Annotated in this window: 14 protein-coding genes; all 14 read right to left on the reverse strand. The window is 74.8% G+C overall.

What is annotated here, in order from left to right; genetic code table 11:
• Nucleotides 1–36: 36 nt before the first annotated feature.
• Nucleotides 37–906 (reverse strand): MinD/ParA family protein, encoded by an 870-nt coding sequence (locus THESUDRAFT_RS11440; RefSeq protein WP_006904954.1) that lies wholly within the window; start codon nucleotides 904–906, stop codon nucleotides 37–39.
• Nucleotides 878–2260: a flagellar biosynthesis protein FlhF gene (locus THESUDRAFT_RS11445; RefSeq protein ID WP_006904955.1), complete on the reverse strand. Its 1383-nt coding sequence runs from the start codon at nucleotides 2258–2260 to the stop codon at nucleotides 878–880. The genes THESUDRAFT_RS11440 and THESUDRAFT_RS11445 overlap by 29 nt, the downstream gene beginning before the upstream one ends.
• A complete protein-coding gene (gene flhA, locus THESUDRAFT_RS11450) occupies nucleotides 2257–4341 on the reverse strand; it encodes a flagellar biosynthesis protein FlhA (RefSeq protein WP_006904956.1) in 2085 nt (694 codons plus the stop codon). Before flhA ends, THESUDRAFT_RS11445 begins: the two co-directional genes overlap by 4 nt.
• Nucleotide 4342: 1 nt before the next feature.
• Nucleotides 4343–5791: an EscU/YscU/HrcU family type III secretion system export apparatus switch protein gene (locus tag THESUDRAFT_RS11455; RefSeq protein ID WP_006904957.1), complete on the reverse strand. Its 1449-nt coding sequence runs from the start codon at nucleotides 5789–5791 to the stop codon at nucleotides 4343–4345.
• A complete protein-coding gene (gene fliR / locus THESUDRAFT_RS11460; protein WP_006904958.1) occupies nucleotides 5788–6561 on the reverse strand; it encodes a flagellar biosynthetic protein FliR in 774 nt (257 codons plus the stop codon). The genes THESUDRAFT_RS11455 and fliR overlap by 4 nt, the downstream gene beginning before the upstream one ends.
• Nucleotides 6562–6675: 114 nt before the next feature.
• Nucleotides 6676–6948, reverse strand: coding sequence for a flagellar biosynthesis protein FliQ (fliQ, locus tag THESUDRAFT_RS11465; protein WP_006904959.1), 273 nt, complete (start codon nucleotides 6946–6948; stop codon nucleotides 6676–6678).
• A gap of 109 nt (nucleotides 6949–7057) precedes the next feature.
• Nucleotides 7058–7741, reverse strand: coding sequence for a flagellar type III secretion system pore protein FliP (gene fliP, locus THESUDRAFT_RS11470; protein ID WP_006904960.1), 684 nt, complete (start codon nucleotides 7739–7741; stop codon nucleotides 7058–7060).
• Nucleotides 7738–7998: a FliO/MopB family protein gene (locus THESUDRAFT_RS13770; RefSeq protein ID WP_006904961.1), complete on the reverse strand. Its 261-nt coding sequence runs from the start codon at nucleotides 7996–7998 to the stop codon at nucleotides 7738–7740. The genes fliP and THESUDRAFT_RS13770 overlap by 4 nt, the downstream gene beginning before the upstream one ends.
• The gene (locus THESUDRAFT_RS11480) at nucleotides 7983–8480 is read right to left on the reverse strand and encodes a DNA-binding transcriptional response regulator (RefSeq protein WP_006904962.1); all 498 of its coding nucleotides are present in this window, start codon (nucleotides 8478–8480) and stop codon (nucleotides 7983–7985) included. The genes THESUDRAFT_RS13770 and THESUDRAFT_RS11480 overlap by 16 nt, the downstream gene beginning before the upstream one ends.
• Nucleotides 8481–8523: 43 nt before the next feature.
• Nucleotides 8524–9333 (reverse strand): flagellar motor switch protein FliN, encoded by an 810-nt coding sequence (fliN, locus tag THESUDRAFT_RS15325; protein WP_006904963.1) that lies wholly within the window; start codon nucleotides 9331–9333, stop codon nucleotides 8524–8526.
• On the reverse strand, nucleotides 9290–10255 hold the full coding sequence (gene fliM, locus THESUDRAFT_RS11490; RefSeq protein ID WP_006904964.1) for a flagellar motor switch protein FliM: 966 nt from the start codon (nucleotides 10253–10255) through the stop codon (nucleotides 9290–9292). Before fliM ends, fliN begins: the two co-directional genes overlap by 44 nt.
• A 36-nt stretch (nucleotides 10256–10291) precedes the next feature.
• Complete coding sequence (locus THESUDRAFT_RS11495; RefSeq protein ID WP_006904965.1) at nucleotides 10292–10786, reverse strand: flagellar basal body-associated FliL family protein; 495 nt, start codon at nucleotides 10784–10786, stop codon at nucleotides 10292–10294.
• Complete coding sequence (locus THESUDRAFT_RS11500; RefSeq protein WP_006904966.1) at nucleotides 10783–11061, reverse strand: flagellar FlbD family protein; 279 nt, start codon at nucleotides 11059–11061, stop codon at nucleotides 10783–10785. Before THESUDRAFT_RS11500 ends, THESUDRAFT_RS11495 begins: the two co-directional genes overlap by 4 nt.
• Nucleotides 11062–11144: 83 nt before the next feature.
• Nucleotides 11145–12365 (reverse strand): flagellar hook protein FlgE, encoded by a 1221-nt coding sequence (locus THESUDRAFT_RS11505; RefSeq protein WP_006904967.1) that lies wholly within the window; start codon nucleotides 12363–12365, stop codon nucleotides 11145–11147.
• Between the last annotated feature and the right edge of the window lie 140 nt (nucleotides 12366–12505).

The raw sequence follows: 12505 nt of genomic DNA on the forward strand, positions 1-12505 counted from the left end.
TTGCCCCGCCTCGCCGTCCGGCAGCACCGGCCCGGGCTAGCCCGCGACCGGCCCGCCGGCGGCTTCCCGGCCGGGAGGCGCCCCGCGGCCCGGCCAGAGCCGGGCCAGGTAGGCCAGCAAGCCTCCGGCGGCGGGCGGAGGGCACCCCAGCAGGTGGCGGGCCATGGCTTCCACAGCGCGGGCAGCAGGACTGTGGGGCGCCGCCAGCAGGAGGGGCACCTGCCGCTGCACGGCCTCCCGCACCCGGGGATCATGAGGCACCAGGCCGAGCAGGTGCGGCTCTACGCCCAAGAACCGCCGGCACACGCTGGCCAGCCGGGCGAAGGCCGCCTGCCCCTCCGCCGCCCGCTGCACCTGGTTGACGACCACCCACAGGCGGGGCGGGAGCCCCTGCCCCCCGGCCGCCACCAGCTTGATCACGGCGTAGGCGTCGGCCAGGGCGGTGGGCTCGGGCGTGGTCACCACCAAAAGCTCCCGCGCCGCCAGCAGCTGGGGCCGCACGGGACCTCCCACCCCCGCACCGCCGTCGATCACCACCAGGTCCCAGCGGCGGCCCGCCAGCTGGCCCAGCACATGCCGCCACCGCAGCCCGTCCACCGGCGGCAGCTCGCCCAGCCCGTGGCCCCCTGCCAGGAGGTCGACGCCCCCGGGGCCGCCCACCACCGCCTGCTCCAGGGTGCACCGGCCCGCCAGCACGTCGCCCAGGTGCAGGGGTGCCGACACCCCGGCCAGGATCTCCGCATTGCCCAGGCCCACGTCGGCGTCCAGGAGCAGCACCCTCCGTTCCAGCCGGCGGGCGGCGATGGCCAGGTTGAGGCTGAGGTTGCTCTTGCCGACCCCACCCTTGCCGCTGGCCACCAGTACCGCCCGCGCTTGTTCAGCCGGCCCCGGTGCCGCTGAAGCCATGGCCTGACCCTCCCCCTGTCCCCGCCACCTGTCCTGGGCGGGCGCCCAGCCACGACGCCAGAACCTGTTGGGTGCCGGGCAGGAGGTCGTCGGGCACCCGCTGCCCGCAGCCCACCAGGGCCAGGGGCAGGCCCCAGCGGGCGGCCCGGCTCAGCGCGGCGGCCGGGTCGAGGCACTCGTCCAGCTTGGTCAGCACCAGATCCGTTGCCCCCAGCTGCCGCCCCACTGCCACCAGTGCGGCCGCCTCGGCCGGTGCCAGCGTGGCCGGCACGACCAGCAGCACCCGCCAGGGGCGCACCGCCGACAGCAGGGTGGCCAGCTCGGCGGCCACCTCGGGCAGGAGCAGGTTGCGCCCGGCCGTGTCCACCAGCGCCAGCGGGCCGCCCCCCGCTCCCCCGGACGGAAGAACGGGCTGGGCCCCGGGGCCGGCCGGACCACGGTCCCCCGCGTGCGGCTCCGGCGCCTCGTCCCCGGCCGTGGTCCCGGCGATGCCGCGGCTCGCCGCCACCACCGGCGCTGCCGCCGCCCGGGCGAGTCCGCCGCCGGGTTCCTCCCAGGGCAGGCCCGCAACCCAGGCCGCCGCCTCGCCGGGGGAGTAGGCCACAGCCAGCGGCAAGCCCAAGAGCTCGGCGTAGGCCGCCAGGGAGCGGGTGGCTCCCAGACGGTAGGTGTCGGCCGCCAGCAGGGCCACGTCCCGGCCCTCGTCCAGCACGGCCCGGGCAGCCAGCTTGGCCACGGTGGTGGTCTTGCCGGCTCCCGTGGGTCCCAGGACGGCGACCACTCCCGCCAGGGGCCGCCCCGCGGGAGGGAACCGCAAGGGCCCGACCGCCGAGGCTGGCGGCCCGTCACGAAGGGGCGCGGGCCCCTGGGCGGCATGCACCGCCTGCGGCCATCTGGCCCCTTCCAGCTGCGCCGTCCCGGCTACCGGCTCCGGCCTTGGTCCTTGGACGGCCCTGGGGTGGCCGGCGGGGGCCGGCGCCCCGCCTGGGGGAGGCACCAGGGGCCCCTCCCCTACCGCCACGTCGATGCGGAGGCCACCAGGCGGCACGGGGCTGTCGCCCGCCGCGGCCTGTGGGACCGGGGAGCGGGCCGGGACCGGGGCCCGGGCCGGAGCCGAAGCCAGGGCCGGGCCGGGCGAGCCGGCACCCGTGGGTGCCTCCCGCCCGGACCCTGGATCCGGCCCGTCCCAGGCGGCGGTAACCTCCACCCAGCGCCGGCCCCGCCCCAGCCACGCCCAGATCCCCCGCCCCCGGACGGACCGGGACTGCAGGATCACGGCGTCGCGCCCCATTTCGGCCCGCACCTGCTCAAGGGCCGTGCGCATGTCGGGAGCCCGGAAGCGCTTGATCTTCACGGCCGGATCACCCCCACCGTCTCCACCTGGAGATGGGGCACCAGCTCGTTATAGGAAACCACCACCAGCTGGGGTACCGCCGCCTCCAGCATGCGGTAGAGGTGCAGGCGGATGACGGGGGCGCACAGCACCACCGGTTCGACCCCCTGGGCGGCCACCCGCCGGACCTCGGCCTGGGCCGCCCGCAGCAACCGTCCCAGCCAGTCGGCGGGCACGGCGGGATGGGTGCCGCCGGGTGCCTGCTGCAGGGCCTCCCGGATCACCTGCTCGGCGGCGGGGTCCAGGGCCAGGACCCGCAGCCGGCCGTCCCGCACCGGCAGGGACTCGGAGATCTGGGCCGCCAGGCGGTGCCGGACGAACTCCGTCAGGAGGTCGGTGTCCCGGGTGGCGGGCGCCTGGTCGGCCAGGGCCTCGCCGATGGTGACCAGGTCGCGGATGGCCACGCCCTCCCGCAGCAGGTTCTGCAGGACCTTCTGGATCTCGCCCAGGCTCAGGTGCTGCTGCAGCTCGTCCACCAGGGCCGGGGCCACTTGGCGCAGCCCGTCCAGCAGCTGGCGGGTGTCCTGCCGGGTGAGCAGCCGGTAGGCGTTCTGCCGCAAGAGCTCCGACAGGTGGGTGGCCAGCACCGAGGCCGGGTCGACCACCGTGTAACCCGCCAGCTCGGCCCGCTGGCGGTTTTCGGCCGCCACCCACAGGGCCGGCAGGCCAAAGGCCGGCTCGGTGGTCTCGATGCCCTCCACCGTTTCCGTTTCCAGCCCCGTGGCCATGGCCAGGTAGTGGTCGGGCAGCAGCCGGCCCCGCCCCACCTCGGCCCCCCGCAGGCGGATGACATAGGTGTGGCTTTCCAGCAGCACGTTGTCCCGGACCCGCACCAGGGGCACCACCACGCCCAGTTCCTGGGCCATCTGCCGGCGGATGGCGGCGATGCGGGCCAGGAGGTCGCCGCCCCGGCCCTCGTCCGCCAGGGCCAGGAGACCGTAGCCCAGCTCGATTTCGATGGGGTCGACGGGCACGGCGGTGACGGGCTCCGGCTCCGCCCGGGCGGCCGCCGCTTCCGCCCGCGCCCGGGCGGCCTCCTCCTCCGCCTGGCGACGGGCCTGGAGCTGCAGTCCCCGGGCCCCGGCGGCGGCGATGCCGGCCAGGACGAAGAAGGGTACCCTGGGCAGCCCCGGCACCAGCCCCAGCAGCACCAGGAAGATCGCCGCCACTGCCAGCACCCGGGGATTGGAGAACACCTGGCGGCGGAGCTCGCCGCCCAGGTGGTCGTCCCCCGCTGCCCGGGTCACCACGATGCCGGTGGCGGTCGAGAGGAGGAGGGCGGGGATCTGGGAGACCAGCCCGTCGCCCACCGTCAGCAGGGAGTAGACCTGCAAGGCCTCGGCCGCCGGCCGGCCGTCCCGCAGGACGCCGATCAGCACGCCCCCCACCAGGTTGATCACGGTGATGATGAGCCCGGCGATGGCGTCGCCCTTGACGAACTTGCTGGCACCGTCCATGGCGCCGTAGAAGTCCGCCTCCCGGGCCACCTGCTGCCGGCGGCGGCGGGCCTCCTGCTCGTCGATCAGACCCGCCGACAGGTCGGCGTCGATGCTCATCTGCTTGCCCGGCAGGGCATCCAGGGTGAACCGGGCCGCCACCTCCGCCACCCGCTCGGCCCCGCGGGTGATGACGACGAACTGGATCACCACCAGGATGAGGAAGACCACCAGGCCGACCACCAGGTCGCCGCCCACCACGAAGTGCCCGAACTGGCGGATGATGGCCCCCGCGTCGCCCTGCAGCAGGATGAGCCGCGTGGACGAGACGTTCAGCGCCAGGCGGAAGAGGGTGGCCAGGAGCAGCAACGACGGGAAGACGGCGATCTCCAGCGGCTCCTGGGTGTACATGGTCATCAGGAGGACCACCAGGGCAAAGGTCAGGTTGGCCGCGATCAGCAGATCCAGCAGCGCCGTGGGCAGGGGCACCACCATCATCACCACAATGGTGACCACCAGTCCCGCCACCACCGCGTCGGCGGAACCGGCCAGCCACTGCCCGGCGGCCGCCAGGCCTCCTGCCCTGCCCGTCAAAGGGCGGGCCATCTCACCTCACCTCCCCTCGGCCGGGACGAACCGGCGGCCGGCGGCCCGCCTCCCCGGCACCCGGCTCGCCGGAGCCCCACCCGCCTGGGGAGGCCGCCAGCCGGGCTTCCTCCTCGCTCCCCCTGCCTGCCGGGGCGGGCCCCCCGGCCGGGACCGCGGGACCGGGCCACGGGCCCGGCCCCGCGGTGTCCTGACCGCCGGCCGGCCCCGCCCGGCCGCGCAGCCGCCACACGAAGGCCAGCACTTCCGCCACGGCCACGTAGAAGGCAGCGGGGATCTCGCGCCCCACCTCCACCGCCCGGTAGAGGGCCCGGGCCAGGGCCGGTTCCTCCATCACGGGCACGCCGTGCTGCTCGGCCAGGGCCCGGATGCGCAGGGCCAGGAAGTCCACCCCCTTGGCCACAACGACCGGCGCCCCCATGCGGGCCGGGTCGTAGCGCAGGGCCACGGCCACGTGGGTCGGGTTGGTCACCACCACGTCGGCCCGGGGTACTTCCTGGAGCATGCGGCGGCGGGCCAGGTGCCGCTGCCGCTGGCGGATCCGCTGGCGCAGCACCGGGTCGCCTTCGGCTTCCTTCTGGTCCTGCTTCCACTCCTGGACCGTCATCCGCAGGGACTGCTGGTGCTCCCACCACTGGTAGGCGTAATCAGCCAGGGCCACCACCAGGTAGGCCAGGGCCCCTCGCCAGAGCAACCCCTGCAGGGACCGGCCCGCCAGGCCCAGCATCGCCGGCAGCGGCGCTCCCGTGGCCGTGATCAGCTGCATCCCGGCACCCAGCAAGGCGGGTCCCAGGGCGGCGGCCATCACCGCCAGCTTGACCGGCGCCTTCAGCAGCTCCACCAGGGCGCGGCGGGACACCAGCCGCTGCAGGCCGGCCAGGGGGTTCACCCGCTCCCAGCGGGGAGCGGCCAGACCCGGTTGAAACAGCCCCCCTGCCTGGACGAACCCGGCCGCCGCCGCGACCACCCAGCCCGCCAGGGCCAGGGGGCCGGCGGCGGCCAGGGTTCCCAGCAGCACCACCCGCCCCAGATCCGCCGCCTGGGCCACCGTCCAGTCCGCCGGCAGCGGGGCCGGGGATGGCGCCCACAGCCGCCGCGCCAGCCCCGCCACCTGCCGGGCGGCCAGGGGCACCAGCGTGCCGGCCAGGGCCGCCAGCGCCAGCAGCACCAGGGCTGCCGGCAGGTCCGCGCTGCGGGCCACCTGGCCCCGGCGGCGGGCCTGCCTGAGCCGCCGGGGGGACGGGGGCAGCACCCGCTCGCCGGCAAAGAGCTGGAGCTGGATCCTTCGGAGGGGGGCCCCTGCCCCGGCGGCTGCCCCTCGGGCTGGCCAGGCGGTCCCGCCGCTCTCCCGGCCGGCCCGCCCGGCCGCCCTGGGATCGAGGCGGGCCGCCGCGGAAACACCGGCCGGGACCGCCGGGCCCGCCGGGCGCACGAGGGCAGGCGGGGTCATGGGCCCATCGCCTCCAGCAGCCGGGCCAGGAACTCGCCCAGAGGCCGGGCCAGGCCGGCCAGGGCTCCGGCCAGCGCCGGCAGGGCGGCCAGCAGGGCGACCAGGGCCACGGCCACCTGCACCGGCAGGCCCGTGATGAACACGTTGAGCTGGGGCACCGCCCGGGACACCAGGCCCAGCGCCACCATCACGGCCACCAGCACGGCCAGGACGGGGAGGCTCAACAGGAGGCCGGTGGCGAACATCCAGCCCGCCAGGTCGAGCAGCACCGGGGCACCGCCGGCCAGGCCGGCTCCCCCCGGTGGCAGGTGGCGGTAGCTGTCAGCCAGAGCCCGCAGGATCAGGTGGTGGCCGTCGGTGGCCAGCAGCAGAACCCACATGACCAGGTAGAGAAAGTGCCCCAGGACGGGCATGGACTGGCTCGAGACGGGATCGATGACCCCGCTCAGGCCGAAGCCCGCCGACAGGTCGAGCAGCTGGCCCGCCAGCTGGACGGCGGCGAAGACCAGGGCGGTGACCAGGCCCAGGGCAAGCCCCGCGGCCACCTCGGCCAGCAGGGCGGCCCCGTAACCCAGGGCCGTGGCGGGCGGCCGGGCGGGCGGCATCACCGGGTATACCACCAGGGCCAGAAGCACCGCCAGCAGCGCCCGCGCAGGCGCCGGCACCAGGCCCCCGCCGAAGGCCGGCGAGGCGACCACCAGGCCGCTGGTCCGGCCCAGGCAGAGCAGGAACCGGTTGAGTTCTGTGGTGGCGATGGCCGCCAGGTCCACCGGATCACCTCCGCCGCCGGTCACCGGCCCCGGCTGCTGGGCCGGGGCCGGCCGGGCCGCCGCCACGGCCGCGGGGCACGGCCCCTCCCCCGCATCCCCGGTCCCCGGCCGGGATCATCCCAGGACGCCGGGGATGGATTCGTACAGCTGCACCGTGTAGCGCACCAGGGTCGCCAGCATCCACGGCCCGAAGAGCAGGAGGGCCGCCGCTGCCGCCAGGATCTTGGGAACAAAGACCAGGGTCTGCTCCGTCACCTGGGTGGCCGCCTGCAGAATGCTGATCGCCACCCCGACGGCCACCGTCAGGAGGAGCACGGGGGCGGCCACCAGAAGGCCCGTCCACAGGGCTTCCCGCCCCACCGTAAGCACCATGGCGTCGGTCATCATCCCTCTCCCCCTCGTCTACCGGACCCGGCCGGCGGCTCCCCCGGCCCCTCTCCGGCCCAACCGCCGGCCCGGGGGACACGGGCCGTGGGCCCGGTCTCCAGCCCGGCCCCTAGCCCGGCATGCCGAAGGACGCCAGCAGGGACCGGACCACCAGGTTCCAGCCGTCGACCAGCACGAACAGCAGGATCTTGAACGGCAGCGACACCAGCATGGGCGGAACCATCAACATGCCCATGGACATCAGGGTGCTGGCCACCACCATGTCGATGACCAGAAAGGGTACGTAAAGGATGAAACCGATCTGGAAGGCCGTCTTGAGCTCGCTGATGGCAAAGGCAGGAATCAGCACGTAGGTCGGGACCTGGTCGGGCGACGCCACCGGCCCCCGCCCCGACAGTTCCAGGAACAGGGCCAAGTCCCGTTCCCGGGTATAGCGGAACATGAACTCCCGCACCGGTTCCTGCGCCCGCTGCAGGGCCTCGACCTGGCCGATCCGGCCGTCCCGGTAGGGTATCCAGGCGTCCTGGTAGACCTGCTGCCAGACCGGTGCCATGACGAACACGGTCAGGAACAGGGCCAGCCCCACCAGCACCTGGTTGGGCGGGGCCTGCTGGGTACCCAGGGCGCCGCGCAGGAAGGACAGGGCGACCACGATGCGGGTGAAGCCCGTCATCATCACCAGCAGCGCCGGCGCCAGGGACAGCACGGTGAGCAGAAGCAGGATCTGCAGGGCGGCACCCAGGCCTTCCGGGCCCGTGGCCGGCTGGAGGGTGACGTTCACCTGGGGCATCATGCCGGCTCATCCTCCCGGGCCGCCCGCCGGTCCAGCAGGCTCACGCCCTGGTCGGTCACCCCGAGCAGGAGCTCGTCCCCGTGCCAGCGCACCACGCACAGGACCCGCCGGCCGCCCAGGGACACCACGGACCGGATTTCCAGATCACGCCCGCCCTGGGCAGGCTTCAACCACCGGACCAGGGCCCGGCTCCCCCACGCGGCCGCTGCGATCACCAGCAGCGAAGCAACGAGAAACTGGATCAGGCCTGTCCACAAGGTTCCTCCGTCCCCCCGGTCTCCCCCTGGACCGGCCCCGCCTCCAGGCAGGCCCGGCCCGGCGACTCCCCGCCCGGCGACGTTGCGGCGCCCCGGCCGGCGCGGGGATCCAGCCCTCCCGCCGGCCCCCGGGCCGCCAGGGCGCGCCGGACCGCCGCCTGCAGGCGGGCAGGCTGCCACGGTTTGGCCACCACGTCGGCCGCTCCCGCCTGCCGGTAGGCCACCACGGCCGCCCGGGTGGTCAGGGCCGTGCACACCACCAGGGTGGCGCCGGGATTCATCGCCTTCAGGACAGCCAGCCAGCGGCCCGCGTCCCGGCCCCACGGAGCCGGTTCGGCCAGGACCACCCGGGCCCGCTGGAGCTGGCGGCGGATCACGGGCTCGGGTTCGGATCCGGAAAGCTCCAGCACCACGCACCCCAGGGGAGTCAGTTGCGCCCGGACCTGGCGCCGGGCAAAGGCGGCAGGGTCGATGACCACCACCGCGGGCGCCGGTCCCCCCCGAACGCCCTCCCCCGGTACCCCCTCAACGGAGGCGGCGGAGGCGCTCGCCGGGGCTGACGATGTCGGTGATGCGGATGCCGAAGTTCTCATCGATCACCACCACCTCGCCCCGGGCGATTAGGCGGCCGTTCACCAGCAGGTCCACCGGCTCGCCCGCCAGCCGGTCCAGTTCCACCACCGTGCCCGGCGCCATCTCCAGCAGTTCCCGCACCGTGCGCTGGGTCTGGCCCAGCTCCACCGTCAGTTGCAGGGGGACATCCAGCAGGAGATCCAAGGTTCCCCGGCCCGCGGCGGGCCCGGCGCCGCCTTCCCCTTCCGGCGGCCAGCCCTCGCCGGCCTCGGGACCGCCGTGCAGGGGGTAGAACCCGGCCGCCGGGCGGCTACCGGCCCCCGCGATGCCCGCCGGGGCCGGCTCGGCTGCGGCCGCCGCCTGGGCCGGGCCGCTGCCCCGGCCGGCACCGGTCGGTCCCTCCGCGCCCGGCCCGCCCGCCGGGCTGGCCTCCTCCTGGAAGGCGGCAGGCGGGGTCGCGGCCGACAGAGCGGAGGGGCGCCTGCCCGTGGCTTCCCCGGCTCCGGCGGAGGGGCCCGTCGCGACGGGGGAGGCCTCCTGGGGCCCGGCGGACCCCGATGCCCCGCCGGCGGATCCGGCAGCTGCGGGGGGAGGGCCGTCGGATCCGGCAGCACCTCCGGCCGCGCCTCCCGCACCGGCCGGGGCGCCCCGGGCCGGGTCGTCCCCGCCGGCGGGGCCGGCCCCGCTCCCCTCCTCGGCCAGGCTGCGCAACAGGGCATCAATTTCCTCCTGCGACAGCATCTCCCACTCGCCCGTGCCCATGGCCGCGTTCCTCCTCTACCCGTTCCACCACCTGCACCGCCAGCCGTTGCCCGTGCTGGCCGGGAAGACCCCGGAACTTGAGCCGGCCGCCCACCAGGATGTCGACCAGGCTGCCGGCCCGGGTATCCAGCGGCAGCACGTGCCCCGGCGCCAGGTCCAGCAGCTGCCGGACCGTCAGCTGGGCCCGCCCCAGGACCACCTGCACCGGCAGCGGCACCTGGCGCAGGCCTTCTTCCCACTGCTCCCGGGACCGCGCCTGGCTGCGGGTCTCCCGGGCGTAGTACTGGTGCACGGCCAGCCGCGGCAGCAGGGGCTCCAGCAGGGGATAAGGCAAGCAGATCCGCCAGGCTCCCTCCTGCTGGCCGAACCGGACCGAGAGCACCACCCGCACGACGATCTCGTTGGGCGCCTGGACCTGGACGAACAGGGGGTTGGCGGCCACCGTGACCAGCTCGCCCTGTACCTGGACGAGCTGGCTCCACCCCTCGGCGACGGATCCCAGCAGCCCCTGCAGGATTGCCCGCATGACCACCGTCTCGATCTCCGTCAGGCCGCGGCCGGTGGCCGCCCCCGTGCCCGGACCGCCGAACAGGCGGTCCACCATGGGAAAGGCGATGGAGGGCTCCACGTCCATGACGGCGCTGCTCTCCAGGGGCGGCAGGTTGAAGACCGCCAGCACCGTAGGGTTGGAGAGGCCGGTGATGAACTCACCGTAGGTCGTCTCCTCCACCTCCAGCACCGCCACCTCGACCACCGTGCGCAGCTGGCCCGACAAGAAGCCCGTCGCCAGCCGGGCCACGTTCTCGTGGACCATGGCCAGGGTGCGCAACTGCTCCTTGGAGAACTTGTCCGGGCGCCGGAAGTCGTAGAGCCGGACCACCGGAGCCCTCCGGACGCCCTTGCGGCGCACGCCCTGGTTCAAGCAGCAGCCCTCCTCCCGCCCGTGCTCTGCAGGCCCCTACTGGACGATCAGGTCCGTGATCAGCACGTCCTGAATGGGCAACCCGCCCCCGGGGGCATGTCCACCGGTTCCAGATCCGGCAGGAAGGCCGGACCCCGTCCCCGGGTTACCCTGGCCGTGGCCGGAGCCGCCGCCCTGTCCCGCCAGGACGGCCCGCAGCGCCTGCTGCAGCCGGTCCATGCCGCCGGCTCCGGCCAGGTCGGCCGCGGTCATCCCGCGCAGGACCCGGTAGACCTGATGGCGCACCTCGGCCATGCCGCCGTGCTCCAGCGCCTTGGCCGCCTCCTCCCCTGCCACCCGGAGGACCAGGGCCACCTGGACCACCCGACCATCCCGCAGGTTGGTGGTAAAGGGCTCCAGGGCCACGTCCACCGGCTCCGGCGGGGGCGGGGGCTCCCCCGCCCCCGCCCGGGTGGCGGCCCACCAGGTGCGCGCCGCGGCGGCCACCGCCGTCACCACCACGATCAACAGCAACCGGACTTTGCCTTTCACCTGGGGTCACCGTCCTCGTGCCCGGTGGACCCGGCGGCCAGGGCGGGCGAGGCCGGGGCGCAGGACGCCCCTTCTCCGCCCGGTCCCCCGGCCGGCGCCAGGATGCGCCGCCGGTAGGCCACCACCCGCTCGATCACCCGGTCCACGGGTTCCCGCACCACCAGGCGCCGGCCCGTGGTCAGGGTGATCACCGTATCGGGCGTGGCCTCGAGGGTCTCGATCAGCTCCGCGTTGACCACCACTTCCCGGCCGTCCAGGCGGGTCACCGGCACCACCGGGGCTCCCTCCCGTCACCTGCGGCCGCTGGGGCCCGGTCCCCGCCGCGGCAGCCGGCGGGCGGGGCTCTCAGCCGGCCGCCTTACCGCTTGAGGTTGACCAGTTCCTGGAGCATCTCGTCGGAGGTGGTGATGACCCGGGAGTTGGCCTGGAAGCCCCGCTGGGTCACGATCATGTCGACGAACTCCCGGGACAGGTCGACGTTGGACATCTCGAGGGCGCCCGGGGTGACGGAGCCGCGCCCGCCGGTGCCCGCCTCCCCGATCCGGGCCACCCCGGAGTTGTTGGATTCCCAGTAGAGGTTGCCGTCGCGCAGCAGGCCGGCCGGGTTGGCGAAGGCGGCCAGGGCCACCTGGGCGATGGGCTGGGTCATCCCGTTGGAGAAGGTGCCGGTGATGGTGCCCGATGCATCGACGCTGAAGGACGTCAGCTGCCCGGCGGGATAACCGTCGGCCGTGGCCTCGGCGGTGGACGGCCCGGCGTACTGGGTCAGGCCGGCGAAGTCGACGGTCAGGGTCATGCGGTCGGCGCCGGGCGGGCTGTAGTTCACGGTGCCCGGGCTGCCGGCCGTGAGAAGCCCCGCGCTGCTGAAGGTCAGGGTGCCCGAGCCGAGGGAGGTGGCCGGGTCGGCCGCCGCGGCGGCGTTCCACGACCACTGGTTCGACCCGGTGCGGGTGAAGGTGAAGATCAGGGTATGGGGATTCCCCAGCGAGTCGTAGACGTCGATGGCCTGGGTCAGGGTGCTGGACGTGGGTGCCGTGGCATCCAGGTTGCTGGACCACGTCACCCGGGTGCTGGCCTGGGCCGGTACGGCCAGGTCCACGGGAACGCGGACGGCGCCCAGGTTGAGGGCGTCCCGGGCCGGCAGGACGCCGCCCTGGGCCTGCCAGCCCAGGACCCGCAGGCCATCGGCGTTCACCAGGTACCCCTCGGCATCCAGCCGGAAGTCGCCGGCCCGGGTGTAGGCGTAGCCGCCCGTGGCGTCCTGCAGCACGAAGAACCCGTCGCCCTGGATGGCCATGTCCGTGACCACGCCCGTCACCTGGGGGTTGCCGGCCTGGTGGATCACGTCGATCCCGCCCAGGGCCGTGCCCAGGCCGATCTGGATCGGGTTGGTCCCGCCCCGGGCCGGCCCGGCGGGCGCCGAGGCCCCCCGCAGGGTCTGGTTGAACAGCTCCTTGAAGGTCACGCGGCTCGACTTGTAGCCCACGGTGTTGACGTTGGCGATGTTGTTGCCGATCACATCCATCCGGAGCTGGTGGTTCTGAAGCCCCGAGATGCCGGCATACAGCGAGCGCATCATGGCGCCTCACCCTCCCTCAAGGTCATCCCCCTGCCGTGTCCTTCCCCCGCGCGGCCGGCCCGGACCCGAGGCCGGCGCCGGCTCCCGCCGGGGTCTCCGGCGGCCCCGGGCGGGCCCGTTCCGCACCGCTCTGCCGCCGG

Source organism: Thermaerobacter subterraneus DSM 13965 (assembly GCF_000183545.2).
Classification (GTDB): Bacteria; Bacillota; Sulfobacillia; order Thermaerobacterales; family Thermaerobacteraceae; genus Thermaerobacter; species Thermaerobacter subterraneus.